General features: G+C 52.5%; 22 protein-coding genes. 13 read left to right on the forward strand and 9 right to left on the reverse strand.

Annotated elements, in window-relative coordinates; all coding sequences use genetic code 11:
* Nucleotides 1–24: 24 nt before the first annotated feature.
* Nucleotides 25–1,119, reverse strand: coding sequence for a 3-phosphoserine/phosphohydroxythreonine transaminase (gene serC, locus ACSHSR_RS10760; RefSeq protein WP_479631482.1), 1,095 nt, complete (start codon nucleotides 1,117–1,119; stop codon nucleotides 25–27).
* A gap of 60 nt (nucleotides 1,120–1,179) precedes the next feature.
* On the reverse strand, nucleotides 1,180–3,819 hold the full coding sequence (gene gyrA, locus ACSHSR_RS10765) for a DNA topoisomerase (ATP-hydrolyzing) subunit A (protein WP_044734507.1): 2,640 nt from the start codon (nucleotides 3,817–3,819) through the stop codon (nucleotides 1,180–1,182).
* A gap of 358 nt (nucleotides 3,820–4,177) precedes the next feature.
* Between gyrA and ubiG the strand changes: the two genes are divergently transcribed.
* The 10 genes from ubiG to ACSHSR_RS10815 all read left to right on the forward strand — a co-directional run bounded on the left by ubiG (nucleotide 4,178) and on the right by ACSHSR_RS10815 (nucleotide 14,665).
* Nucleotides 4,178–4,888 (forward strand): bifunctional 2-polyprenyl-6-hydroxyphenol methylase/3-demethylubiquinol 3-O-methyltransferase UbiG, encoded by a 711-nt coding sequence (gene ubiG, locus ACSHSR_RS10770; protein ID WP_044735812.1) that lies wholly within the window; start codon nucleotides 4,178–4,180, stop codon nucleotides 4,886–4,888.
* A gap of 4 nt (nucleotides 4,889–4,892) precedes the next feature.
* Nucleotides 4,893–5,561: an HAD family hydrolase gene (locus ACSHSR_RS10775; RefSeq protein ID WP_044734508.1), complete on the forward strand. Its 669-nt coding sequence runs from the start codon at nucleotides 4,893–4,895 to the stop codon at nucleotides 5,559–5,561.
* 483 nt (nucleotides 5,562–6,044) lie between these two features.
* A complete protein-coding gene (gene nrdA / locus ACSHSR_RS10780; RefSeq protein WP_025010420.1) occupies nucleotides 6,045–8,333 on the forward strand; it encodes a class 1a ribonucleoside-diphosphate reductase subunit alpha in 2,289 nt (762 codons plus the stop codon).
* Between the two features lie 59 nt (nucleotides 8,334–8,392).
* Nucleotides 8,393–9,523 (forward strand): class Ia ribonucleoside-diphosphate reductase subunit beta, encoded by a 1,131-nt coding sequence (nrdB, locus tag ACSHSR_RS10785; RefSeq protein WP_479631483.1) that lies wholly within the window; start codon nucleotides 8,393–8,395, stop codon nucleotides 9,521–9,523.
* The gene (gene yfaE / locus ACSHSR_RS10790) at nucleotides 9,498–9,827 is read left to right on the forward strand and encodes a class I ribonucleotide reductase maintenance protein YfaE (RefSeq protein WP_037436974.1); all 330 of its coding nucleotides are present in this window, start codon (nucleotides 9,498–9,500) and stop codon (nucleotides 9,825–9,827) included. The genes nrdB and yfaE overlap by 26 nt, the downstream gene beginning before the upstream one ends.
* Nucleotides 9,828–9,925: 98 nt before the next feature.
* Entirely contained in the window at nucleotides 9,926–11,167 is a 1,242-nt protein-coding gene (locus ACSHSR_RS10795) for a glycosyltransferase family 4 protein (protein WP_219159458.1), read from the forward strand.
* A 44-nt stretch (nucleotides 11,168–11,211) separates the two neighbouring features.
* Nucleotides 11,212–12,069, forward strand: coding sequence for a hypothetical protein (locus ACSHSR_RS10800; RefSeq protein WP_045282790.1), 858 nt, complete (start codon nucleotides 11,212–11,214; stop codon nucleotides 12,067–12,069).
* A gap of 1 nt (nucleotide 12,070) precedes the next feature.
* Nucleotides 12,071–12,490: a hypothetical protein gene (locus ACSHSR_RS10805; protein WP_144131023.1), complete on the forward strand. Its 420-nt coding sequence runs from the start codon at nucleotides 12,071–12,073 to the stop codon at nucleotides 12,488–12,490.
* On the forward strand, nucleotides 12,480–13,700 hold the full coding sequence (locus ACSHSR_RS10810; protein WP_208149536.1) for a glycosyltransferase family 4 protein: 1,221 nt from the start codon (nucleotides 12,480–12,482) through the stop codon (nucleotides 13,698–13,700). The genes ACSHSR_RS10805 and ACSHSR_RS10810 overlap by 11 nt, the downstream gene beginning before the upstream one ends.
* The gene (locus tag ACSHSR_RS10815; RefSeq protein ID WP_208184767.1) at nucleotides 13,700–14,665 is read left to right on the forward strand and encodes a hypothetical protein; all 966 of its coding nucleotides are present in this window, start codon (nucleotides 13,700–13,702) and stop codon (nucleotides 14,663–14,665) included. The genes ACSHSR_RS10810 and ACSHSR_RS10815 overlap by 1 nt, the downstream gene beginning before the upstream one ends.
* Nucleotides 14,666–14,700: 35 nt before the next feature.
* On the opposite strand, the gene ACSHSR_RS10820 is transcribed toward ACSHSR_RS10815, so the two are convergent.
* Together ACSHSR_RS10820 and ACSHSR_RS10825 are read right to left on the reverse strand one after the other, a co-directional pair.
* A complete protein-coding gene (locus ACSHSR_RS10820; protein WP_243880960.1) occupies nucleotides 14,701–15,192 on the reverse strand; it encodes a YciI family protein in 492 nt (163 codons plus the stop codon).
* Nucleotides 15,193–15,299: 107 nt separating this feature from the next.
* Nucleotides 15,300–17,321: an oxidoreductase gene (locus ACSHSR_RS10825; protein WP_479631484.1), complete on the reverse strand. Its 2,022-nt coding sequence runs from the start codon at nucleotides 17,319–17,321 to the stop codon at nucleotides 15,300–15,302.
* 197 nt (nucleotides 17,322–17,518) lie between these two features.
* Between ACSHSR_RS10825 and sppA the strand changes: the two genes are divergently transcribed.
* The 3 genes from sppA to ACSHSR_RS10840 all read left to right on the forward strand — a co-directional run bounded on the left by sppA (nucleotide 17,519) and on the right by ACSHSR_RS10840 (nucleotide 21,951).
* A complete protein-coding gene (gene sppA / locus ACSHSR_RS10830) occupies nucleotides 17,519–19,372 on the forward strand; it encodes a signal peptide peptidase SppA (RefSeq protein WP_107111613.1) in 1,854 nt (617 codons plus the stop codon).
* A 107-nt stretch (nucleotides 19,373–19,479) separates the two neighbouring features.
* Nucleotides 19,480–20,496 carry an asparaginase gene (gene ansA / locus ACSHSR_RS10835; protein ID WP_044734515.1) on the forward strand — a complete coding sequence of 339 codons (1,017 nt, stop codon included), beginning with the start codon at nucleotides 19,480–19,482 and terminating at the stop codon, nucleotides 20,494–20,496.
* A gap of 117 nt (nucleotides 20,497–20,613) precedes the next feature.
* The gene (locus tag ACSHSR_RS10840) at nucleotides 20,614–21,951 is read left to right on the forward strand and encodes an IS4 family transposase (protein ID WP_186264650.1); all 1,338 of its coding nucleotides are present in this window, start codon (nucleotides 20,614–20,616) and stop codon (nucleotides 21,949–21,951) included.
* 52 nt (nucleotides 21,952–22,003) lie between these two features.
* Here the strand turns inward: ACSHSR_RS10840 and ACSHSR_RS10845 are convergent, their stop codons facing one another.
* The 5 genes from ACSHSR_RS10845 to ACSHSR_RS10865 form a co-directional block, all read right to left on the reverse strand.
* Complete coding sequence (locus ACSHSR_RS10845) at nucleotides 22,004–22,285, reverse strand: YeaC family protein (RefSeq protein ID WP_025887363.1); 282 nt, start codon at nucleotides 22,283–22,285, stop codon at nucleotides 22,004–22,006.
* Nucleotides 22,282–22,599 (reverse strand): zinc ribbon domain-containing protein, encoded by a 318-nt coding sequence (locus ACSHSR_RS10850; protein WP_479631485.1) that lies wholly within the window; start codon nucleotides 22,597–22,599, stop codon nucleotides 22,282–22,284. Before ACSHSR_RS10850 ends, ACSHSR_RS10845 begins: the two co-directional genes overlap by 4 nt.
* 9 nt (nucleotides 22,600–22,608) lie before the next feature.
* On the reverse strand, nucleotides 22,609–23,736 hold the full coding sequence (locus ACSHSR_RS10855) for a M14 family metallopeptidase (RefSeq protein ID WP_107004838.1): 1,128 nt from the start codon (nucleotides 23,734–23,736) through the stop codon (nucleotides 22,609–22,611).
* Nucleotides 23,737–23,885: 149 nt separating this feature from the next.
* Complete coding sequence (locus ACSHSR_RS10860; protein ID WP_025010433.1) at nucleotides 23,886–24,566, reverse strand: response regulator transcription factor; 681 nt, start codon at nucleotides 24,564–24,566, stop codon at nucleotides 23,886–23,888.
* Between the two features lie 233 nt (nucleotides 24,567–24,799).
* Nucleotides 24,800–26,587, reverse strand: coding sequence for a DUF885 domain-containing protein (locus tag ACSHSR_RS10865; RefSeq protein WP_208184769.1), 1,788 nt, complete (start codon nucleotides 26,585–26,587; stop codon nucleotides 24,800–24,802).
* Between the last annotated feature and the right edge of the window lie 303 nt (nucleotides 26,588–26,890).

A 26,890-nucleotide genomic window follows, 5' to 3' on the forward strand; every position in this document is an offset into this window, starting at 1 on the left:
CAATAAAGCGATTTTCGCCGGGGTTCAGCTGCTGTGCTTGGCCGCAAACGCCTGCATAAAGGCAACCAGGGCCTCAACGCCGGCCAAAGGCATGGCGTTATAGATACTGGCGCGCATCCCGCCGACAATTCTGTGCCCTTTAAGAGCCACCAAACCTGCAGCCTCCGCCTCTTTCAGGAACTCACCATTGAGCGACTCATCGGCCAATTGGAAAGTTACATTCATCCGCGAGCGGTTTTGCGCCGCCACCCCATTACGGTAAAAGTCCAGTTCATCGATACAGGCGTAAAGCAGTTCGGCCTTGGCCTTGTTAAGCTCTGCAATCGCCTCGATACCGCCCACCCGGTGCAGCCACTCAAACACTTCGGCCGCCAGATACCAGGCAAAAGTAGGAGGAGTGTTAAACATAGAATCGTTTTCGGCCGCCAAGCGATAATCCATGATGGACGACTGTGGCATGGCCGGCAAAGCCAGCATCTCTTTACGCACTATCACTATGGCCAAACCTGAAGGACCAATATTTTTCTGTGCCCCGGCATAAATGAGTCCGTAGCGACTGACATCGATTTCACGGGACATGATAGTGGATGACATATCCGCGACTATTGGCCAGGGAGACTCCAACTCTTCAAAAATTTCGACACCATCTACCGTCTCGTTGGGGCAATAGTGCACATAGCGATACTTACCAGTATCACCTTCCAGCTTAGGTAAGGTTACTTTGTTGAGTCCATTGACCTTTTCAACAATGCTCTGGCTATCAATCCTGTCATCTCCGGCCAGCTTTCTGGCCTCTGCCGTGGCCGACTTTGACCACTGACCACTCTCCAAATACAGGGCTCTGCCGTTATTGCCCAAAAAATTATTCACGACAGCCGAGAACTGACCGCGACCACCGCCATGCATAAACAGTACATGGTAATCTTCGGGAATATTCATCAGTGAGCGCAATCTGGATTCTGCAGCCTTGGTGAGATCGATAAAGGCCTGACTGCGGTGACTGATCTCCATGACGGAGACTCCGTGCCCCTGCCAGTCCAGTAATTCCTGCTGGGCTTTTTGCATTACCGCGGCCGGCAACATGGCTGGTCCGGCACAGAAATTATAAATCGTGCTCACTTCATTGTTCTCCTTGAAAAAAAGAGCGTCCAGATGGACGCTCAGATATGCTTGATGCTGTTATTCCTGCTCGGCTTCAGGTGCTTCGGGCGCTTGGCCTTCAGTATCCTCGGCTGCAGCTTCGGCCACTATGGGTTCGCCGTTTTCATCGAATTCCACTTCGTCTTCATCAGACTGGATTTCATCGATACGCTGTAAACCCACCACGGCCTCGTCACCGGCAGTGCGGATAATGGTCACGCCCTGGGTATTACGGCCTATGATGGAAACACCGGCCGCTGGGGTTCTCACCAATGTGCCCTTGTCGCTGATCAGCATGATCTCATCATTGTCGCCGACCTGAACCGCACCGACTACCGCGCCGTTACGTTCGCTGACCTTAATGGAAACCACGCCCTTGGTAGCACGGCTCTTGGTTGGGTATTCACTCAGCTCGGTACGCTTACCAAAACCGTTCTCTGTCACAGTCAGAATGGCGCCATCTTCTTTTGGCACTATCAGTGAAACCACTTCCTGACCGTCTTCGAGTTTGATACCGCGAACACCGGTAGCGGTACGGCCCATAGCACGCACCTGATCTTCGCTGAAGCGTACCACCTTACCTTCGTTGGAGAACAGCATGATTTCATTGCTGCCGTCGGTCAGGTCAACGCCAATCAACTGGTCACCGTCTTTCAGGTTAACGGCGATAATGCCGTTGGCTCTGGGGCGGCTGTATTCGATAAGCGATGTCTTCTTCACGGTACCGTGGGAAGTGGCCATGATGACATACTTGTCGGCTTCGTATTCACGAACCGGCAAAATTGCCGTAATGTGCTCGCCTTCGGACAATGGCAGCAGGTTAACGATAGGCTTACCGCGCGACTGACGACTGGCCAGCGGCAACTGATAGACCTTGAGCCAGTAGAGTTTGCCAAAGTCAGAGAAACACAAAATGGTGTCGTGGGTATTGGCAACCAATAGTTTCTCAACGAAGTCTTCGTCTTTGACCTTGGTGGCGGCCTTGCCCTTACCACCTCGGCGCTGCGCCTGGTAATCGCTCAGTGGCTGATACTTGGCATAGCCCAAATGCGACAGGGTCACTACCACATCTTCTTCGCAAATAAGGTCTTCGAGGCTGATATCCACGGCAGAAGCGTTGATCTCGGTGCGGCGTTCATCGCCATACTGCTCGAGCACTTCTTCCAGCTCTTCTTTGATCACTTCCATCAGACGCTCTGGGCTTCTGAGGATATGCAGCAATCCGGCGATCAGCTCCAACAGCTCTTCATATTCCTGGAGGATCTTCTCGTGCTCAAGGCCGGTCAGACGGTGAAGACGCAGCTCGAGGATAGCCTGGGCTTGCTGCTCAGTCAGATAGTAGAGACCATCGCGAATACCAAACTCCGGCTCCAACCATTCAGGGCGGGCGGCGTCATCACCGGCTTTTTCCAACATGCCCTGCACGTTGCCGAGCTGCCAACCGGTTTCCACCAGTTTTACTTTGGCTTCGGCCGGTGTTGGCGAGGCCTTGATCAGCGCAATCACAGGGTCGATGTTGGCTAGGGCGATAGCCAGGGCTTCCAGGATATGAGCGCGTTCGCGGGCCTTACGCAGTTCAAACACGGTTCTGCGAGTCACCACTTCACGGCGGTGCAGAATAAAGGCTTCCAGCATCTCCTTAAGGTTAAACAACTTGGGCTGACCATTGGTCAGGGCCACCATGTTGATACCAAAAGAAGTTTGCATCTGGGTCTGGGCATAGAGGTTGTTGAGTACCACCTCGGCCACTTCGCCGCGCTTGACCTCAACGACAATGCGCATACCGTCTTTATCTGACTCGTCGCGCAGGCCGCTGATGCCTTCAATTTTCTTGTCTTTTACCAGCTCTGCGATCTTTTCAATCAGACGAGCCTTATTCACCTGGTATGGGATCTCGGTAACAATGATCCGCTCGCGGCCATTGTCTTCGGTTTCCACCTCGGCACGGGCGCGCATAATCGCCTTGCCGCGGCCGGTACGGTACGCTTCCTCTATGCCTTTCTTGCCATTGATAATGGCAGCAGTCGGGAAATCCGGACCCGGGATATAATCCATCAGCTGTTCGATAGACAGCTCAGGTTCTTCGATAAGTGCCAAACAGCCTTTAACCACTTCGGTCAGGTTGTGCGGCGGAATATTGGTGGCCATACCCACGGCGATACCGGAGGAGCCGTTGACCAGCAGGTTGGGGATCCGAGTCGGCAACACGGCCGGGATCATTTCTGTGCCGTCGTAGTTGGGGACATAATCGACGGTTTCTTTCTCAAGGTCAGCCAGCAGTTGATGCGCCAGCTTTTCCATACGAATTTCGGTATAACGCATGGCCGCCGCGGCATCGCCGTCGATGGAACCGAAGTTACCTTGGCCATCCACCAAGGTGTAACGCAGTGAGAAAGGCTGTGCCATCCGCACTATGGTGTCGTATACGGCGCTATCACCATGAGGGTGATACTTACCTATCACGTCACCGACAACACGTGCCGACTTCTTATAGGGTTTATTCCAATCGTTTTTCAGCTCGTTCATCGCAAAGAGTACGCGGCGATGCACCGGCTTGAGGCCGTCGCGTACGTCTGGCAATGCCCGCCCGACGATAACGCTCATGGCGTAATCCAGATAGGAGTTCTTTAGTTCGTCTTCAATATTTATTGGCGAAATTGATAAAGCCAGATCAGTCATAAACTGCTCGATCCCCTTAAATTAGCTGACAACTTGTAATCCGTGTCATTGTCGAGCCCAACAAACGTGATTTGGCATTCTAACACAGTTATTTAATGTCGGAAGTCCTTAAAGCCGCCTTTGCAGCCAAAAACGCCAAGGGCATGATACAAGTCGCGAGCGGGGGCAGATATCACCGTCATAGACATGAGTTCCGTTGCTGTTTTTATCATCAAAAACCGAATCTTGCCGATATTTTGTGCAGCTTTTGGCCTTTAGTGCTATCGATCACATTGAGGCGCCAATTTATGCTGCCCTTCCCTATGGCTTATATGGTTATAATGGGCACATCTTTATTATTGCTGTTTCAGGTCTGAATATGTCTTCTCAACCCAATGTCGACCCTCAGGAAATTGCCAAGTTTGAAAGTATGGCCGCCAGTTGGTGGGATCCTGCCGGTGAATTCAAGCCACTGCATGAACTCAACCCCCTGCGCCTTAATTATATAGACGCTCAATCCGGCGGTATCTTTGACAAGCAGGTACTGGATGTCGGCTGCGGCGGTGGCATTCTGTCCGAGAGCATGGCCCGCATTGGCGCCAAGGTCACCGGGTTGGATATGGGTTTTGAGCCGTTGGAAGTCGCCAGGCTGCATGCACTGGAAGCCGGCGTCAGCATAGACTACCTGCAGGAAACCGCCGAAGTGCATGCCCAGAATCATCAGGGGCATTACGACACTGTTACCTGTATGGAGATGCTCGAGCATGTACCGGATCCGCAATCTGTGATCCAGGCTTGTTGCGATATGGTCAAGCCCGGAGGTTGGGTGTTCTTCTCCACCATTAACCGCAACATCATGTCCTGGGTGCAAACCATACTCGGTGCCGAGTATGTGCTGAAAATGCTGCCGGCAGGTACCCATGACCACAGTAAGTTTATCCGCCCATCCGAATTAATTGCCATGGCAGAAAACACCGAACTATTGTGCCGTGACGCGCTGGGCATCAAATACAACCCCTTGAGTGGCGTATTCAGTTACACCAAGAGCGTTGAAGTCAACTATATGATTGCCTGCCAACGCCAGGACTGATGCCATGACGCCTAAGCTGCCGTTTCAAGGGATTCTGTTCGACTTGGACGGGACTCTGGTGGATACCGCCGAGGACCTGACCGAAGCACTGGCCTTGGCCCTTGCATCCCATGGGGTATCGATAGAGGATAAGCGCAAACTTCTTCGCACTCTGGCCTCTCACGGCTCGCTTGCCATGGTGCAAGCCGCCGTGCCCCAAGCCTCAGCCGAGGAACAGGAGCATCTCCGGCAAGCGATGCTCAGGGAATATGATGCGGTTAACGGCCAAAAAGCCTGTTTGTTTGAAGGCATAGAAGCCTTGCTGGACAGTGCCCTATCAAGAGCCTTACCGCTGGGGATTGTCACCAATAAACCGGCGCGTTTTACCCGGCCCTTGTTAGAGCGCATGGGGCTGCTTAAGCGCTTTGATGCTGTGGTCAGTGCCGATACAACCCTCTATCGTAAGCCCCACCCAGCCCCTATGTTGCTGGCTGCTCAGCAGCTTAACTGCGCTCCCGAACGTATTCTCTATCTTGGCGATGCCGAGCGCGACATAGCAGCGGCGCAGGCGGTGAATATGCCCTCTGCCATCGCCATGTGGGGATATCTGGCGGCCGAGGATAAACCGGCGGAATGGGGTGCCGATTGGCAGTTAAATCATCCACAGGCAGTGATGTCGCTGCCATTGTGGTAACAAAGTAAGACAAGCGCTAAATTGGCACTGTTTTCCTGAGTAGACAAGACCTTAAAGAAAATCGCAGTCCGGATACTGCTTTAACCGACCGGATCTGCGCGGGATCGCGGATCGCTGCTTATTTTAGCAGTCGATCACCTTGAGTGAGATCGCTTGAATTTTGACCATAACGACTGTGCACCAGCAATGATGCCGCTTTGCGGAATCGGCCAGTCAATATCCTCAAGATATCCACAAGATATACCCAAAACTCAGGCTTGCAAAAAGTGCCATACCTCACTATCTTGTTATCCAAGATATAGAAAAACACCATATCTTGTGTATCGGTAGCAATCAGACATACTAGTCTTGCACTGGAAACTCCCGGTTAACAGAGCCCACTCGGGCCGCCGTCGTTAACTGTTCGGTTGATTGTTTTACAAGGGAAGGTTTAATGACGCCGTCGCGTCATTTCACAGATATTACAACCAAGGCCTATCTTCAATGAATAGCACTATGACAGTTACCAAACGCAGTGGCGCACGCGAGACGATAGATCTCGATAAGATCCACCGCGTTATCACCTGGGCAGCCAAAGGATTAAACAACGTCTCGGTTTCCGAGGTGGAGTTGCGTTCTCACCTGCAGTTTTTCGATGGCATCCCCACCGAGGCCATCCATGAAACCATTATCAAGGCTGCCGCCGACCTGATCTCTCCCGACTCTCCGGACTATCAGTTCCTGGCCGCTCGCCTTGCTGTTTTTCATTTGCGTAAGAAGGCCTTTGGTCAGTTTGAGCCGCCAAAACTGTACGATCATGTCAGCAAGTTGGTCGCCATGGGCAAGTACGACAAGCATGTGCTGGAAGACTACAGCCGTGAAGAGCTGGATGTGCTCGACAGCTATATCGACCATTGGCGCGATATGAACTTCTCCTATGCCGCCGTCAAACAGCTGGAAGGCAAGTATCTAGTGCAAAACCGTGTGACTCATGAAGTCTACGAAAGTGCCCAGTTCCTCTATATTCTGGTGGCCGCTTGCTTGTTTGCCCGTTATCCGAAGGAAACCCGGCTGCAGTATGTCAAAGACTTCTATGATGCGGTCTCTACCTTCAAGATCTCTTTGCCGACCCCTATCATGTCCGGTGTGCGTACGCCGACCCGTCAGTTCAGCTCTTGCGTGTTGATCGAGTGTGACGACAGCCTGGATTCCATCAATGCCACGGCCTCTTCCATCGTCAAGTATGTCAGTCAGAGAGCCGGTATCGGTGTGAATGCCGGCCGCATTCGCGCTCTGGGAAGCCCTATTCGTGGTGGTGAAGCCTTCCACACAGGTTGTTTGCCTTTCTACAAGTATTTCCAGACTGCGGTTAAATCCTGCTCCCAGGGCGGCGTTCGCGGCGGTGCTGCAACTCTGTTCTACCCTATCTGGCACCTGGAAGTTGAATCGCTGCTGGTACTGAAAAATAACCGTGGTGTTGAAGACAACCGTATCCGTCACCTGGACTACGGCGTACAGATCAACAAGCTGATGTATCAGCGGATGATCAAAGGTGAGAACATCACCCTGTTCAGCCCATCGGACGTTCCCGGCTTATATGACGCCTTCTTTGCCGATCAGGACGAGTTTGAGCGCCTGTATGTGAAATATGAGCAGGACCAGAGCATTCGCAAGAAGACCCTAAAAGCGGTCGAGCTCTTCTCGCTGATGATGCAGGAGCGTGCTTCTACCGGCCGTATCTATGTGCAGAACGTGGATCACTGTAACACCCACAGTCCGTTCAACGCCGAAGTAGCCCCAGTGCGTCAGTCTAACCTGTGTCTTGAGATTGCCCTGCCAACCAAGCCACTGAACAATATTGACGACCCAAATGGTGAAATCGCCCTTTGTACTCTGTCAGCGCTGAACCTGGGTGCGATAAAAGACTTGGGCGAACTGGAAGGCCTTGCCGATTTGGCTGTGCGCGCCCTGGATAACCTGCTGGACTACCAGGACTACCCTATTCCTTCTGCCAAGACGGCATCGATGAACCGCCGCACTCTGGGTATCGGGGTCATCAACTTCGCCAACTATCTTGCCAAGAACGGGGTGAAATACTCTGACGGCAGCGCCAACGGCCTGACCCACAGAACATTTGAAGCCATACAGTACTACCTGCTCAAGGCCTCGATGAATCTGGCCAAAGAGCTGGGTGCCTGCCCGCTGTTCCATGAGACCACTTATTCTCAGGGGATCATGCCGGTAGATACCTACAAGCGGGATCTGGACAAGATTTGTGATGAGCCGCTGCACCTGGATTGGGATGCTCTGCGTCACGATATCAAGCAGCATGGCCTGCGTAACTCGACTCTGTCGGCACTGATGCCATCCGAGACCTCTTCGCAGATCTCCAACGCCACCAATGGTATTGAGCCTCCACGCGGCCTTATCAGCGTCAAGGCCAGTAAAGATGGCCAGCTCAAGCAAGTGGTGCCCGATTACGAAGAACTCAAGGACAAGTACGAACTGCTGTGGCAGATGCCCGGCAACGACGGTTACCTGCAGTTGGTGGGTATTATGCAGAAGTTTGTCGATCAGGCGATTTCGGCCAATACCAACTATGACCCATCCAAGTTTGAAAGTAACAAGGTTCCGATGAAGCTGCTGCTCAAGGATCTGTTGACCGCCTACAAACTCGGGGTCAAGACCCTTTACTACCATAACACCCGTGATGGTGCTTCCGACAAATTCGATGACATTACCAGCATTGAGAAGGAAGACGACGGTTGTGCCGGCGGCGCCTGCAAGATTTAAGCAGGATTAAGTAACAAGTTCGGGGCCCAGGTGGCCCCGTTGTTTGGAAAGAGTAGATCATGGCTTATTCAATTTTTTGTCAAACCCCCAACGATGCCACCCGCGAACCTATGTTTCTCGGTCAGGCGGTTAACGTGGCCCGTTACGATCAACAGAAGTACGAAGTATTCGAGAAACTGATCGAAAAGCAGTTGTCTTTCTTCTGGCGCCCAGAAGAAGTGGATGTCAGCCGCGACAAAATCGATTTCGGCGCCCTGCCGGATCATGAAAAGCATATCTTCCTCTCCAACCTCAAGTACCAAACCCTGTTGGACTCGATTCAGGGCCGCAGCCCCAATGTGGCTTTCCTGCCACTGGTGTCCCTGCCTGAGCTGGAAACCTGGATTGAAACCTGGTCCTTCTCCGAGACCATTCACAGCCGTTCCTACACTCATATCATTCGCAATATTGTCAACGACCCATCCGTGGTGTTCGATGACATAGTGGTCAATGAGGAGATCCTAAAGCGCGCCGGCGATATTGCCGAGTATTATGACCGCCTTATCGAACTGACTCAGCTGTATCACCTGCATGGTGAAGGCAAGTTTGACGTCAACGGTCGCACGCTTGAAGTCACTACCCGCACCATCAAAAAAGCCCTCTATCTGTGCATGATATCGGTCAATGCGCTCGAAGCGATACGTTTTTACGTCAGCTTCGCCTGCTCCTTTGCCTTTGCCGAGCGCAAATTGATGGAAGGCAACGCCAAGATCATTCGCCTGATCGCCCGCGATGAAGCTTTGCACCTGAACTCGACCCAACACATTATCAACCTGATGCAGGGTGGCAAAGATGACCCTGAGATGGGTGAAATCGCCAAAGAGTGCCAACAGGAAGCTTACGATCTGTTCCTGCGCGCCGCCGAGCAGGAAAAGGCCTGGGCCAAGTACCTGTTCAAGGATGGCTCCATGATAGGCCTGAACGAAACCATTCTCTGTCAGTACGTGGAGTTCATTACCAATCAGAGAATGAAGGCGGTTAACCTGGGCGCACCATACAGCGAGCAGAGCGATCCCCTGCCCTGGATGAAAAACTGGCTGGAGAGCGATGCCGTACAGGTCGCGCCTCAGGAAGTGGAAGTATCATCCTACCTGGTCGGCCAGATAGATTCGGCTGTCGACGACGATGAGTTCTCCGACTTTGACCTTTAACAAAGCCCCTATCGTGCTGCTGCGCGGAGAGCCCCTGCTGCTGTATACCACAGAGCACAGGACTCTCCTGGCAGCGCTCGAAGCCCGTAAGGTGAGCATTTTTTCCGAGTGCCGCAGCGGGTTTTGCGGCGCCTGCAAGACCCGGGTGCGCAGTGGCGCGGTCACTTACCTGACCACGCCATTGGCCGAGTTACAGGCGGATGAATGTCTGCCCTGCTGCTGTGTGCCCACGGAAGATCTGGACTTGGATCTCTCCAGCGAAGGCGCCGACATGCCGCTGCTGCGGGTTAAACACTTGGCCTGACACAAGCGCAAAAAACACCGTCAATGGCAGATCTCCTACAGTTAAACAAGCGTTTTTTCGTTGTAAATCCTGCCTGGCTCCGGTACTCTGCCGGACTTATGAAATCAGACTCAAGTTATTCATTCAAAAGTCTTTATTGCGCTTTTGATCGTTACCCTCTGCCCAAAGGCGCTTCGACCCATATACGTTATATGGCGTCAACCCTGTTTGCCTTCCAGTCCCCTGGTATGCTCTATCTACAAGGTGATCCCCAGATGCCTTCCTGGCAGCAGGAAACCCTGTCACTCGGCAGCAATCCCTACGAGGTAAGCAGCGAGGTCAGTATCGTCAGGCACCAGCTAAATCCAAGCTCGGGCAATAACGTGCTTGCCAAGGCGCTGGACTATGCCAATCAGCTTGGGGCGCTACTCAGGCAAAATCGCGATACCCTGACATTGGCGCAGTTTCGCGACCCCTGGGCGGGGGTGCCTTTGCTGGATCATCGCAAGGACAATCCAGCGCTCAAGCTCGTCTATGAGGTCAATGCCCTGCCCAGCATAGAGCTGCCTATTCACCTGTCGCTGCCGCGAAAAACCCTGGCCAAAATCAGCGCCTGGGAGCAGCGTTGCCTGGATGGTGCCGATCTGATTGTGACCCCATCAAAACTCACGGCTGCCGGCCTTGAAAAACGCACTACCACTCCAGTAGTCTATCTGCCAAACGGCGCCGAGTTACCGCCTGCCGAGCCATTAAGGCAAGCACAGGATGCGAGGCTGCCCAGGCTCATCTATTTTGGTGCTGCCCAGCGCTGGCAGGGGCTTAGGGATCTGCTCAAAGCTTTTGCCTTGGTGCGTCAGCAGTTGGAGGTCCGGCTGGATCTCTGCCTGTCACTCGAAAATCGCCAGGCCCGGCAGGTAAAGGCCTGGCTCAAGTCCATGGAACTGGAAGATTGTGTTTCGCTGCATTTCGGGCTGGACCAAGCCAGTCTCAGGCAAAAAATTCAGGCCGCGAGCGCATCTTTGGCGCCGCTCACGCCCTGCAGGCGCAACATGCTTCAGGGATGTTGCCCTTTGAAAGTGCTCGAATCCATGGCTTGTGGCACCGCAGTTATCGCCTCGGATCTGCCGGTTATTCGTGAGCTGGTAACCCATGAAGAGCATGGGCTCTTGGTTCCCCCTTCCAGGCCCTCCGAGCTCGCCAGAGCCTGCATTGAGCTGCTCAGTCAACCGGCCAAGGCCAAATATTTGGGACTCAAGGGCCAACAAAGGGTGACAGAGCAGTTCCAATGGCAACAGATCTGCGCTCAGCTCAGCGACTTGTATATACAGCTGAGCCAAGGCCCAATGCAAGCTACCGCTTGATAGCTACTCGTTTAATAGCACCTGTTTAATGTCAAGGAAACGATATGGAAACAGCCATAAACCCTTTTAACGCCCCGCTTCACTACTGGCGAATGCGCAAAGTGTTCAAGCAGTTAACCCCGGCGGAGCAGGAATTTATCCGCACCAAGAAGTTGGATGCAACCCATTCGACCCAGCACTGGTTACTGTTTCTCAAGCGTCTGACCCGATTGGATCGTATGGGCAGCCCATTGAGACGCCAGTTTCGCCGCAGCCGCAATTGGTTGATAGGTTTCACTATTGTCAGCATATTCCTGCCCGTGCCTCACCTGGTGGTGTATACCCTGGTGGGTTTGACCCTGGCCTCGATATTACTGCTTCACAGCTGCAACCGTATGGACGTCAACGACAATGTGCGCACCGGTCTTATCAAGTTAATGCAGGTACTGGCGATGGAGACCAACAGCGTGCAGCTGAAACTGGATCTCGACTCCATACACAAACGTAAGCCGGCCCGAACCGAAAAGCCTGAGAAGAGCACCCAACTGGCCTACTTTGAAGTGCCACTGTTGCAATTCAGGGCCAAACTCAAAGACGGCAATGAGCTGCAACTGCGGGTGGATGATGTTATCTGTCGTCGTAAACGCACCCGTCGCAACGCCCGAGGCAAGGTCAAAACCAAAATCAAGTACAAGGGACGGCGCAGCATTCGCAGCTGCCTGACCTTGAATCCTGATCACTACCATCTGCGTAAAACCAAACTGGCACCAACGAGCAAGGCACAGACTCAAAACGGCATCACCAAGGTGAAATCCAACTCCACCTTTAAATTTATCGGTGAGTCGCGTTTGATGGATGCCGAGAATATTCTCAGAACCATCGCCAAGTCCTATCAACAGACCAGTATTCGAGCCAGGGGATAATATGAGTCAGTGTCAGCTAAAAATCGGTTTTTTCACCCTCAGCTCTTGCGGCCAACCTGCCGTTGGCAGTTGCAGTGAGTGCCAAGCCAGTGTCTGCGAACATCACCTGGATCCCAAAACCGGTCTGTGTTTTCAGTGCGCCGCCAAACCCTTGAAGGTCGGCAAGGAAGTCTATGAAGATCCGCGCTCAGGCACCAAGTATGAGCAATTGAGCCTACAAGGCGTTAAACCCGAGGATCCGCTTGCCGGTTTCGCCCTCAAACAACTGTATCTCGGCAGTGCCTGGTACCAACTGCACACCAAACACGGCAGTTACAACAAGGAGTTTGATGCCGAGGACTTTGCCGCTTTTGAGCTCCCTGTCGATGAAGATGATGAGCAGTTGCCGGATTACGAATATCGGGATATCTATGACAGCTAACCCCAGGCTACTGTGGCTGACTCAACACTACCCGCCGGCCAAAGGTGGCATGGCACTATCCTGCGATAGACTGGTGCGCCATTTGCGGCGACTCGGGGTACATATCACCCTTTATCATTTACGCTCCGGCGGCCTGGAAAAGGAGACCGGCTATTTTGCCGAGCAGGGTTGCGATCACAGCTTCCCCATGGGTACAAACCCGGCGCACTCGCTCAATCTTCTATGGCACAAGCTGGAGGGTGAATATGATGCTGTTGTTGCCTATGGCTATCCCTTCTCCATGCATGCCGGGCGAGTCTTTGCCGCCTGGCTTGGGCTACCGCTCATCACATTGCTGCGCGGCAACGACTTCGACTTGAGTATTCTCGATCATCGTCGCTATCAAGTGCTGCAGGATACGCTGCAAGCCAGCGCACTGGTATTGACCGTCAGCGCCGACAAGGCAAAGCGGGTCAAAGCCCTGTGGCCGCAAGTCAGAGTGCACAACATGAGTAATGGCCTGGATAGCGAACGTTGGCAACCATTGCCGCTGGACAAAGAGCAAGCCAAAGCCTGGCGTTCCAATAACCTGGAAAATCCCAGTCAGCCTGTGATTGGCCTTTTCGGCCATTTGAAAGAGAAAAAAGGTTTGGCCTTTTTTATCGAGACTTTCAAACGCAGCCCCTTGGTACACAGCTGCCATCTGTTGTTGATTGGCGAGCTGGATGAAAGCGCCGCCGAGCTGCTGCAAACCCTGCCCGAGGGCAGTTACACCCTGGAGCCGTTTCTTGACAGGTATCAGCTGATAAGCCGTTATCTGGTATGCGACCTTATCGCTATTCCCTCTTTCTATGAGGGAACGCCCAATGTGCTGCTGGAGGCGGCTGCGCTTAACATCCCTGTGCTCGGCGCCTGCTGCGGCGGTATGGCCGATCTTATCTTCGACAGCCTGCATGAGCGCGAAAAGCATGTCTTTGATGACCGTTTGACTGACAGTAATGCAGCAAATAATCTCCGCGGCCAAACGGACTCAGGTTATCTGTTTCATCCAACTTCGGCGGAGTCTCTTTTGGATGCATTGGTGCGTTGGCAAACCGATACGGCTTCGATTCGCGCCGCCAAGAGCCAGGCTTTGTACCAAACGGTACTGAGTCAATGCAGCGCCGAGGCTGAAGCCGAGCGTTATTTGGCTGCCATCAAGACACTGGTCGCTCAAACGGCGAGTCACTGATGCTTATCTATTACGCCCCCGGCGGCGGGCTCGGGCACTTGAGCCGGGCACTGAAAGTGCTCGGCTTTATCAAGGCGCAGCAAGCGTTGGTGATCACAAGTCCACTGCCGTTAGCGGTCGACACGCTGTTACCAAAGGGCATTCAACACATAAGCCTGCCTACCAGGCTTCAAAGCCGAGCTGAACTCAGCGCCTGGCTCAAGCAGTTACTCGCATCGCTCAACAAGCAACAAGCGTGTCGGCTCATGCTGATAGATGCCTTTCCCGGGGGCATTTGGGGCGAGCTTGGTGATATCCCCTTGCCTGGCAAACTTGTCTATATCGCCAGATTGCTCAACTGGAATGTCTATCGCCAGCGCGTTGCCCATATTCCCCGTTTTCAGCAAATCTGGTTTTGTGAATGGCCGACCCCGGAGCAGGAACAGGCGCTCTCCAATCAAACGGGCCAACGCTTCTGGCTGCCGTTACTCGGCGAAGACAAGTCCCAAGATGCAACCCCAAAGGGTCTTGAAAAGCCTAAACAGACTCTGGTGATCCACTCGGGAAGCCTTGCCGAGCAGGCTTTGCTGCTTGAACACGCCGCAAATGCAGGAGAAGCGATAGATATTATTGCGCCGCCGCACCCAAGCGCCGATGCAGGCTTTAATAACAACCCCCTTGATAGCAAATCCCTTGATAAGAGTGCTCTGAGCAACTTCAACAACTGCAACAACAAAGAGCGCAAACCCGGATTAACCCGGCTGCAGCTGTACCCGGCCTCAGATATTGGCTGGCAGTATCAAAGGGTTATCTGTGGCGGCGGCTTCAACCTGGTGAGCGAATATATCCTTCATCCCGGCGCCCTCTTCGTGCCCCTGACCCGAGCGCTGGATTTGCAGCATTTGCGTATCGAACGCGGCTTGGGCGGTTTTTTACCGCCGCCCGGGTTGAGCTCAGTGCCGAACGATATTCTCAAGCGACTTTGAAACGCTCATTTAGTGTTGCTATCGAAGCTTGTCACTCAAGGCTGTGACTCGGCTATCCGGGCGTGAATACGGTTGACCTCCAACAATGCCGCACTACCGTACCAGGCTTTAAGTTCCATGATAAGGCTACCGGCCTGAACCGCAGGATCGCTGGCCGTCAAGGCTTCAGCCTCAGCCAAACTGGCAACATCAAAGATATAAATCCCCCGCCACTCTCCGCCATCGATAAAGGGCCCAGCTAACACGAGTTTGCCCTCATGCGCCAAACGCTGAATATGGTTCATGTGCGCTCTTTGAAGCTCGGCGCGCTGTTCTTTGCTGCCACTTCGATTGGGACCCGCCTTTAAAAATGCCATCACATAAGGTTTCATACCATATTTATCGGCACCGAGTGCATGGGCCAGCGCCTTATCATAGGCAGGCGTTTCAACGGAAACCGGATTATCTGCACCAGCGGCAGTTGCCACTAAACTCGAGCCGGTCAACAGCGACAGCGCGCAGCAACTCGCCATGGTAGTTTTCATCATTGATATCTCTCCAATCCGATGCTGTTGTATGTCAGCTTTTCGACAATAAGGTTATAAGTAAAGCAAAAAAATCCCCGCCGTGGCGGGGAGTTAAGCCCGGTTAGAGACTAAATCCGCATCGCCAATTCTGCACCCTGACGAATGGCGCGTTTGGCATCCAACTCGGCAGCGACATCAACGCCGCCAATGAGATGCATTGGCAAGCCGCACTCTTCCAGTTCCGGCAACAGTGCGCGGTTGGATTCCTGACCTGCGCAGATCACCACAGTATCCACAGGCAGCAGCTGCGGCTTGTCATCAATCAGTATGTGCAATCCCTGGTCATCAAAGCGCTCATAGCTGACCCCACTGAGCTCTGTCACCTTGTGCTGCTTAAGCACCATGCGATGGATCCAGCCCGTGGTCTTACCTAAGCCTTTACCCAGCTTGCTCTTCTTGCGTTGCAACAAATACAGCTCTCTGGCCGGGGCATGCGCCTGGGCTTGTTTGGCCAGTCCGCCGCGCTCGGCGTAACTTGTGTCTATGCCCCACTGACGATACCAGCGCTCCGGCTCCAGCGTGCTGGACTCCTGCTCGCCGAGGAAATGCGCCAAGTCAAAACCTATGCCGCCGGCGCCGATAAGTGCCACTCGCTGGCCGACTTCCACCTCACCGCGCAGTACCTGCTGATAGCTGACCACCTTGGGAGAATCAAACCCGGGCAAGTTGAGCTCTCTTGGCACGACACCACTGGCAACCACCAACTCATCAAAAGGTTCATCCCTGAGCACCGAGGCGTTGAGCGGCGTATTCAAACGCAGGTCCACCTTAAAATGTGCGAGGCGATTCTTGAAATAGCGTATGGTTTCGTTGAATTCCTCTTTACCTGGGATCTTGCGCGCCAGGTTAAACTGGCCACCGACTTCATCTCGGGCTTCAAACAAGGTCACCTTGTGCCCCCGCTCCGCGGCGTAAACAGCAAATGCCATCCCAGCCGGGCCCGCGCCCATCACAGCCAGGCGTTTGGGGAACTCAGTCTTGGGGAAATTAATCTCTGTCTCATAGCAGGCTCTTGGATTAACAAGGCAAGTAGCACGCTTGAGCGAGAAGGTATGATCGAGACAAGCCTGATTACAGCCGATGCAGGTATTGATGGCTTCGCTTTGATTGGCCGCAGCTTTGTTGACAAACTCAGGATCGGCCAGGAAAGGCCTAGCCATAGACACCATATCCGCCTGCCCCGAGGCGAGGATCTGCTCGGCTATCTCAGGCGTATTGATCCTGTTGGTAGCCACCAAAGGAACACTGAGTTCTTTTTTCAAACGTTCAGTGACCCAGGCAAAGGCGCCTCTGGGTACGCTGGTGGCTATGGTTGGGATCCTGGCTTCATGCCAACCTATGCCGGTATTGATGATAGTGACACCGGCTTGTTCCAGCGCTCTGCCGAGCTCAATGACCTCCTCGAGACTTGAGCCCTTGTCGACCAGATCCAACATAGACAGACGAAAGATAATGATGAACTCGGGCCCAACCTTGGCGCGGATAGCGCGAACAATTTCCAATGGCAGGCGAATACGGTTGGCAAAACTGCCGCCGTACTCATCACTGCGCTGATTGACCCGCTCACAAATGAACTGATTGATGAGATAGCCTTCAGAGCCCATCACCTCCACGCCATCATAACCGGCCCGTTTGGCCAGTTCGGCAGAGGTGGCATAGTCCTTTATGGTACCGCGGATTTGCCGCAAAGACATGGCGCTCGGCGTAAATGGGGTAATGGGCGATTTGACCTTGCTCGGTGCCAGCGAAAAAGGATGATAGCCGTAACGGCCGGCATGAAGGATCTGCATACAGATCTTGCCGCCGCCCTCATGTACAGCTCGGGTAACGATTTTGTGTTTGCCCACTTGCCAAGGAAAGCTCAGCTGACAGGCATTCGGGGCCAAACGGCCGCGAAAGTTGGGTGCTATGCCGCCGGTGACAATCAAACCCACACCACCCAGCGCCCGCTCCTTGTAGAAGTGTGCCAGTTTCTCAAAACCGCCCTTTTCTTCTTCCAACCCGGTATGCATGGAACCCATGAGTACCCGGTTTCTCAGCTGGGTAAACCCCAGATCCAAGGGTTCTAATAAATGAGGAAAGCCCGACATTAAAACATCCTTTTTAAACAAGTGATTTAAATCAGCATAACCTGAGCCGCCATCAAGCTCAACATAAAGCATTGGCCGCCGGCGACTCATCGGCTAACGCAGTGAAAGCTCAGGAATAAAATCACTTACAAATGTATTTTCCCGTTGCAGCTATTTTCAGTTAGCATTAACGGAATGCATGGAAAAATGGAGTGGCTATGTCCGCAAAACCCCTGACAACCAAGAATACCCTGATGTTGATCTGGAATGTGATCAACTTCATTCGCAAGCTGGTGTTGAACATAGTGTTCTTCCCGCTATTCTTCATCGCTTTGATAGCCGTGGTCATCGCCATGGTCAGCAGTGATGAAATCCAAGTTGAGGATGGCTCGGCGCTGGTACTGAACCTGGCCGGCGGCATAGTGGATCAAAAGCGCCAGGTTGACCCGTTCGAGGCGATGTTAAGCCAAAGCAAAGGACCCGATGTCAACGGCGAAATCTTATTGAGTGATGTGCTCTATACCATTCACAGCGCCACCAATGACAAGCGGATCAAGGCTCTGGTATTGGATCTGTCCGAGTTGCAATACGGCGGTCTGAGTAAGCTCAGCGCCATAGGCCAGGCACTCAACGAATTCAAAGATAGTGGCAAGCCTGTGGTCGCCATAGGTAACTATTATGATCAGAACCAGTATTTCCTGGCGAGTTTTGCCGATACTGTTTACCTCAACCCAGAGGGCATGGTGGCGGTAGATGGCCTGAGCCGCTACCGCCAATACTATAAGTCGGCACTGGATAAGTTAAAAATCAAGGCGCACATTTTCCGTGTCGGCACTTTTAAGTCAGCGGTTGAGCCTTTTATCCGTGATGACATGTCAGAAGCGGCCAAGGAAGCCAACTCTGTACTGCTCAACGACATCTGGGGCAGTTACACAGACACTGTGGCCGCCAATCGCGGCATAGACAAATCCAGCCTGGGCCTTAATGCCACAGCTTATTTGGCAGAGCTGGAACAAGCCGACGGTGATTCCGGCACCATGGCGGTTAACCTCAAGTGGGTTGATAAACTGGCCAGCGCAGAAGACTTCCGCCTGGCGATGTTGGACCTGGTAGGCAAAAGCAAGGAAGGAGATAGCTTCAAGCAGGTCAGCTACTACGACTATGCCAAGCTGATGGCACCACTGCCGGCGCTGGTACCCACCGAAGGAGTGGGCATCATAGTGGCCAAGGGTAATATTCTCAACGGCAGTCAACCTGCCGGTGATATCGGCGGTGAAAGTACCTCTGCCCTGCTACGTAAGGCCCGCTTCGATGACACTATCAAGGCCGTAGTGCTCAGGGTCGACAGCCCCGGCGGCAGCGCCTTTGCTTCCGAGCAAATTCGTCAGGAAGTGCTGGCATTGAAGAAAGCCGGTAAGCCTGTGGTAGTCAGCATGAGCAGCATGGCGGCCTCCGGTGGTTACTGGATTTCGGCCAGCGCCGATTATATCTATGCCAACCCCACTACCCTGACCGGATCCATCGGCATTTTCGGCATGATAACCACCTTCGAGGACTCTCTGTCTTCAATCGGTGTTAATACTGATGGAGTGGCCACATCTGACTGGGCCGGTCTCTCTGTTACCCGGCCACTTTCCGATGGCGTCAAGGCGGTGATACAACGCCATATCGAACGTGGCTACAAAGACTTTATCTCGCTGGTCGCCAACGAGCGCAATATGACACTCGAACAGGTGGATAAGATTGCCCAGGGCCGCGTCTGGTCCGGCAAGAAAGCCCTGGAGCTGGGTCTGGTGGATGAACTGGGCGATCTCGATAGCGCCATCGCCAAGGCCGCCGAAATGGCCGGACTGGATAAGTTCGACAGCCGAGTGATAGAGCAGGAGCTGACACCTGAGCAACTCTTCATTCAGGAGATGTTCGCCAGTGTCTCCGCTTATCTGCCCCACAGCGTCAAGCAGTCCAGCGTGCTGGAAAAACTGCTGACTCAATGGAGCAAGGTACTGGAAGAGTTTGCCGCCTTTGACGACCCTAACGGCGTCTATCTCTACTGTGATAACTGCAGTTACTGATAATCCTGAAAGCCCGGCTCGCCGGGCTTTTTTGTGCCTTATGCTGCCGGGCTTGATTTGCTATAATCCGGCCTCTCTTTTGCCCCAGTGAAAACTAAAGCCAGATTATGAACAAAAAAAAGTCCATCTATGTCGCATACACGGGCGGCACCATAGGGATGCAAAAAACCAGTAACGGCTTTGCCCCGGTCGCCGGCTTCCTGACAGAATGCGTCAACTCCATGCCGGAGTTTTTCCATGAAGAGATGCCGACGTTCGTGATCCAGGAATATTGTCCGCTGATAGACTCTTCCAATATGGCCCCCAGCCACTGGCAGATGATAGCCGACGACATTCAGGCCAACTATGACAAGTACGATGGCTTTGTCATTCTTCACGGCACAGACACCATGGCGTTTACCGCATCGGCACTGTCTTTCATGCTGCAGGATCTCGGTAAGCCGGTTATCGTCACCGGCTCGCAAATTCCGCTGTCACAGCTGCGCTCAGACGGCCAGACCAATCTGCTCAATGCCTTGTATATCGCGGCCAATTATCCGGTTGCCGAGGTTTGCCTGTTCTTCAACAATAAACTATTCCGCGGCAACCGCACTACCAAGGCCCATGCCGACGGCTTCGATGCCTTTGCCTCGCCGAACTTCCCTTTATTGCTGGAAGCCGGGATCAAAATTCGCCTGCGGGCCGGAAAAATTGCGCCGCCCTGCGATAAGCCCTTGAAAGTGGCGCCCATTACTCCTCATCCCATAGGTGTGGTCACTCTGTATCCCGGGATCTCCACCGAGGTATTCAACAACATACTGCAGCAACCGGTAAAAGCCCTGATATTACTGACCTATGGTGTCGGCAATGCACCGCAGGATCCCGCCTTGCTGGAAACCCTCAAACGGGCCAACGACAAGGGCACTGTGCTTATTAATCTGACCCAGTGTCTGCAGGGTAAAGTCAATATGGGCGGTTATGCCACAGGCAACGCCCTGGCCAAGGCAGGCGTTATCAGTGGCGCCGATATGACTACGGAAGCCGCCTTGACCAAGTTGCACTACCTGCTCTCCCAAGGGCTGGGCACAGAAGAGATAAGACGGCAGATGCAGCAAAACCTCTGTGGCGAACTCACGGCAGACTGAATTTAATTGATAGCAAAAAGCCCTGTATATACAGCAACGTAGATCAGATAAGGATCGGTTGACCGATCCTCCTGATGAGAGACAATCGGAAACCTGTTTGTAGGTTTCCGATTTTTTATGTCTATTCAAAACTGCTTTGCCGACTTTCTTGAAGAGAGTCCTGTTGATGTCGCTCAGCTAACCACCTTCTCCGAGCATATTCCTGACGAGTGGATTGCTAAAGCGGTAACACTTTCCGATAAAGCGACGATTCGTCGACGTCGCTTACCGAGTGATATGGTTCTTTGGCTTATTGTTGGAATGGCGTTTTTCCGCAACGAACCGATTGCCGAAGTCGCACGGCGAATGAATGTCTGTGCCGAGGGGTTAGCCGATGAGGAGCTGTTAGCAAAAAGTGCTTTAACGCAAGCAAGGCAACGCCTTGGCAAAGCAGCCCCAGAATGGTTATTTAGGCAATGCAGCCACAGGTGGGGGTTAGAGCGTTACCCTGAGGATACTTGGCAAGGTTTGCAAGTCTTTGCTGTGGATGGCGCGCTTTTTCGAACCGCTGACACACCGGAGCTAAGAGACCATTTTGGGTCAGGGAATACATCCAGTGACAGACAGACGCCTCATCCAGTATTAAGGGTGGTGACCATGATGAATGTTCGCTCTCATGTCATTGTCGATGCCGCTATAAGCCCTTATCGTCGAGGCGAAATTCCTCTTGCTATGCCCTTTATTGACGCCTTACCGGATAACTCCGTGACCTTATTGGATAAGGGGTTTTATGGAGCAGACTTACTCCTTTCTCTCCAAAATAGTGGTGCTAACAGACATTGGTTGTTACCGGCGAAGAAGGGGGTGAAATACACCCTTCTGGACGATGAAGAGAGTGACGACATGCGAGTCGAAATGAAAGTCTCTCCACAAGCACGCAAGAAAAATCCTAACCTACCTGAAACATGGCAAGTGAGAGCCGTGACTTATCAGGTACAAGGTAAGCAAAAAACCGTATTTACGTCTCTTCCCAGAGAGCAGTACGATGCGGAATCAGTCGCGGCGCTTTACCACGAGCGATGGGAAATTGAATTAGGGTATCGAGACATAAAAAGTTCGATGCAACACAATGCGTTAGTGCTGAGGAGTAAGACTGTCGAACTTGTCTATCAAGAGTTATGGGGGCTGCTGCTTGGTTATAACTTGGTGAGACGAGAAGCGAGTCAGGCGGCAGTAGAGCATGGTCGAATGCCCAATGAAATCAGCTTTAAGTACGCTTGTCAGTTCATCGCAAGTCAGCTCAAAGTCATGAGCAAAGCGGTGTCACCAGGTAATACGCCGAAGCGTCTAAACAGTCTGCGAGGAGACTTGTCCATCCTTTTTATAGACAAACGCCCTAAGCCAAATCGGCCTAGGGCGGTAAAAATATCAAAGACCCGATATCCTGTTAATCACAAGGCAGCTCCGCTTAAGTGAACTACGTTGTGTATATACAGGGCTTTTTTATAAATAGAATCCTAGTAATTAATTACAGATCAGATTCTTTGAATTCAGCAATACTCTCACCGCGAAACTGCTTTTTCAGCTGCGCCTTGGACAGCTCGTTGATCTGCCCCCCGGCGCCTATGGTGAAGTGCTCGGTTTGATCCAAACGCCTGGCTTGGTAGAGCATCACCAGTTGCAGCGTGTTTTCCCGCTGCTCCTCGGTCAGCACAGTACCATCTTCCCACTTACCTATCTCGGCGGCGCTGCGCAGTCTTTCATAGACTTCAACCGGCATCTCTTCAATCACTTTGTTGATATCTGTCATACACTTTTCCGCTTGTGCAAAATAATACGTACCCGGGTTATCAGGTAACCCACAAAACCGAGCGTAAAGCAGACGGCACCGGCGATAGCTCGATTGCCTTCGACGACTTCTCCCCCCCAAAACCAGATGACCACCCCGGCGATAAACAGGGTCAAGGCCAAAAAGCTCTGGTTCATCAGTTTGGTCGACTGCTGAATATGGCTAATCCTCGACAGCGACTCGGTGTTGGGTCCCAGTTTGGAACTGCAGTGTGGGCAACTGGGTGCCTTACTGGAGATCCGTTTGTGGCATAAAGGGCATTCAACCAGTGCCATAGCTGCTCCTTACCTGAGTTTGTCCACGACGGCCAGCATGGCGGTCAAAGAGGCTTCACCCAGGTACAGGCAACGCTCGGGGGACCAGCCCACCAGCGGATCGGCCAGATTATCATTGTCTTTAAATGGCATTTCCAAGGTGTTTGACAGGCAGTTGAAGGTTTCGCCGACCCAGTTGGAACCTATGGTCAGGTTGGCCTTGCCTGGCTCGTCCTTTTCATAACCATGTTCGCTCTGGAAATCCGGGCTAACCAGCAAGAGCGCCGAAGCAAATTCCTGCTGCAGCTGAGTCAAGCGCTCATCCCAACAAGGAATGCCTTCACAGCCTGCCAGGAACACATAAGGCAGACCTTCATCACCGTGGACGTCATAGAAGAGGTCCACGCCGGTTTCTTTCATCTTTTGTACCACATGGTACACCTCGGGGCTCTTCTCAAGGCTTGGCGTTTGCCACTCACGATTTAGGTTTACACCGGCGGCATTGGTACGCAGATGGCCTCTGACGCTGCCGTCCGGATTCATGTTGGGTACAACATAGAAGTTGGCCTTATCCAGCAACTGTTTGGAGACAGGGTCATCCGAGTCCAGCAATCGATACAGCAAACCTTCCACCAGCCATTCGGCCATGGTTTCCCCTGGGTGCTGACGGGCTGTGATCCAGATATTGCGCTTGCTGTTATCGCCGTCACCCACCTTGACCAGCGTCAGATCGCGACCATCCAGGGTCAGACCCAGGTGCTCCAGGCTCACTTCAGGATGCACCTGTACTGCGCTGAGCAGGTCCAGGTGGCGTTCATAGCTGTAAGGTGCAAAATAGGCTATCTGAATCGCATCGGCGTCCAATTCCACATTGATACTCAATTTTCCGTCATCATACTTGGTCGGCAGACGGAACCAGTGCTGGCGATCATAGCTGGCAACTGCCTGATAGTTCTCCCAACCTTTGGGATAGGAAGCGCTGCCGGCATTGATGATATTGAGGGTGTAACTGTTTCCTACCTGGCCTTCAAAACGGAAATTGAACCACTGGTAGAACTCTCCGCCGTGATCCGGGCGGATCGCCAGTCTGATGTCGTCCTTGTTATCAAGACTGATGACCTGAATATTGCCACCATCAAAATTCGCGCTGATCCGCATGATGTTTTCCTTCATTGCTTTTATAGGGTGTGGAGCCTGGGAAGGCTCACGCAAGTGGGCTATAGGATAAACCAAATCGACCGCGCTTGAAAACGCGGCCGAAACAGGCTCTGGTATTCGAGGGGGAAATCAGTAGGGTTTAAAGCATCTTACCAAAGGCTGAAGCTGTATCCCTGGCCGCGCACCGTATTGATAAGGCTTCTTGGCAAACGGGTCTGTTCCAGTTTTCGCCGGGTATTGGAGATATGCATATCCAGATTACGGTCAAACCGCCCCAGTTCTTTTTTTAGCACTCGTCGCTGCAGCTCCTGCTTGGTAACCACTTGTCCCTTGCGTTCAAACAGGTACTTAAACAGGCGAAATTCTGTCTGGGTCAAGGATAGCTGCTGATCGGCAATGGCCACAGTGTAATCAGTTTCGTCAAACTGAATATGTTTGTTGAGCGTAAGATCGGCGGTGTCCTGCCCTTTACTGATATTGATCCTTCTTATGAGCGCCTGAATCCGCACCAGCAGTTCTTTGACACTGAATGGCTTGCTCAGAAAATCGTCTGCCCCCAGTTCATAACCTTTGATCCTTTCTTCTTCACTGTCGATAGCCGAGATCACTATGACAGGAGTGTTGTCCTTACGGGCAAGCAACATCTCAAAGCCATTGAGTTTGGGCATCATTAAATCGAGCAAGATAACATCCGGAGTAAAAGTGTCGAGTCTCATCAGCGCATCCAAACCATCAGCGGCACAAACAACATCGTGCCCCTCGCCCTCCAGTGCTTCTTTGAGCAAGTCCCTGAACTCCAGGTCATCATCCACTAACAAAATTTTCGTCATTTCCGTCAACATAATTCTCAAATAAGAACCATTACCATTTACGTTAACATAGTTAACCTAACCGAGCTAGCAAAATCCTCCTTTAGTACTGGCTAAAGTGCGCAGGATCACACAGAAGGAATAATGAAAAAGGGACAGATGGTCAAACTGTCCCTATAGACAATTGGGCAAGCGGCAATCAAGCCCTCTCTTCTGACGTAAGCCATGCAGTACAAGGCTTACGCCGGCCTTTGCTACTTGTCTTGCATCAATTGACTGATGTACTTGACCGGGGCACTGCCATAGCTGAGGAAGCTTTCGTGGAACGTCTTAAGATCAAACGCCTTGCCTTGCTGCTGTTTGAGCTCTTCCCTTAAGTCGTAAATTTCACGATATCCGGCGTAATAGCTGGTCAACTGTACCTGGCTCAGCGTTGCCCGGCGCCATTTACCTTCCGCCTCAGCCTGCTGCTGGAAGGCTTCTTCCGTCATCAGCTTGATGGCCTGCTCTTCAGTCATCCCCTTGACCTGAATGCTGTAGTCCAGAATGGTGTTGCAAATCACCCTGAGGTTCCACTTGTAGTACATCAGCCACATTTCCGGCTCAAAGTTGCCATAGCCCTGTTCCAGCATCATACGCTCGGCATAAACGGCCCAACCTTCCACCATGGCACCGTTGCCAAACAGGCTCTTGACCAGGCTCGGTGACTCATTGGAATACACCAGCTGGGTGTAATGGCCGGGGATCGCCTCATGTATGTTCAGTACCTGCAATATCCAGTGGTTATATTCGCGCAAGTAACTTTCGGCCTGCTCGTCGGTCATGCCATCGAGGGGAGTCACGTTGTAATAGGTGTTGCCGCCCTTCTCATAAGGGCCGGGAGCACTGATGGAGGCTCCGGCAAAACCCCGCATATATTCAGGAGTTTCCCTGACCACCAAAGGCTTTTTCGGATCCAGAGTCACCAAGTCGTGTTGATTGACAAACTTCACCAGCTCGGGGATCTGCGCCCTCACCTCGGCCACAAAATCTTCCCGCTTTACATGCCGGGCCGAAAGCTTGTCGATCAACTGCCTGATAGCCTTCTTCTCGTCTTGCGGCTTGGGCTCCTGGAAATACTTGCTCCAGAGCTTATCGGTAATTTTCGCCATTTCGCCCTGAACCCTGGTCTTATCGGCCAGCGCTTTTTCATAGAGGGCCTTGGCGCTCATACCAGCCTGAATATCGAAGGCAAACTTCTCCTCATAGAGCGCTTCACCTATCCGGAAACTACGGCTACCTTCGCGCTTGAGCTGCTGCTCCAGCTGTTTCAGAAATTGGATATGCCCTTCGATAGCAACCACGGCTTTATCCATTCTTTGCTTGAATAACCCCTTTTCATCAGCGCTCAGGCCGGAGGCGTTCACTTTGGCGAGCAGCTCATCGGACAATACAGTAAAGGCACCCTGATTTTGCATGATGGCCAACTCTGTGTGCTCCAGAGTAGGATTATCTATGTTTTGCTGCGCCGCCCGGTAATAGGCTGGCACATTTTCCAATCGGCCCAATGCAGACCGCAACCTTTGATCCAAAGGTGCAAAGTCCTCATTGATGATTTGCGCAAAACCACCGGCCACATTGTAACTGGATGGGTCCCACTGCCAGGACTTGAAGCGCTTGATTTCCCACTCCATGCTGCCGAGGACATTTTCAATCAAACGATAGTCAATCAGGTTAGCCGCTGTCAGCGCCGCAAAATCAAAGCTCGCCATCTTGGCGCGCTGTTGCTGAATAAAGTTCAACGTCGCGGTGCGGCTGTTCGCATCCGGTACCAGGAGTTTGCCATCGTATTGATGAAAGCCGTTATAGAGTGCCCAGGTCGGCGCAACCTGCCATAGCGAATCGATAAAGCTTTGACTGAACGCACTGAACGCTTGGTTCTGATCTTGTTTTACAGCAGCAGAGACTTTGGACGCCATCGCCTCGGGAGAGCCTTGGGTTTGGCATGCAGACAGCCCTGTCAGCGCCAATGACACCGCCAGGCAAAGGGTGAGTTTTTTCATATTATTTTCCTTCCCGGCACCCGTTTGTTGGAAATTTGAATTCTTATCGGTTTTTCGGGTGCATAGTGCGCAAGTAAATCATGGACGCGGCGACTTTTCAGCAATTGTTGCTAAAGAGACATGCTTTGTTACAGTTTGCAGTCCGCTTTAAGCCTCTGGTTGAATACTCCATGTTCGCTTGATAGCCCCCATTGCAAGATGAAATACGGTTTTTGTTGAGAAGGCAGAACGATAACCCCTGCTCAATTATGATTTTTGGAAGGCCGGTTACATGGCATTGCAGAAGGTTCAAATAGGCATGAC

The sequence above is a fragment of the Shewanella sp. VK101 genome (genome assembly GCF_056497865.1).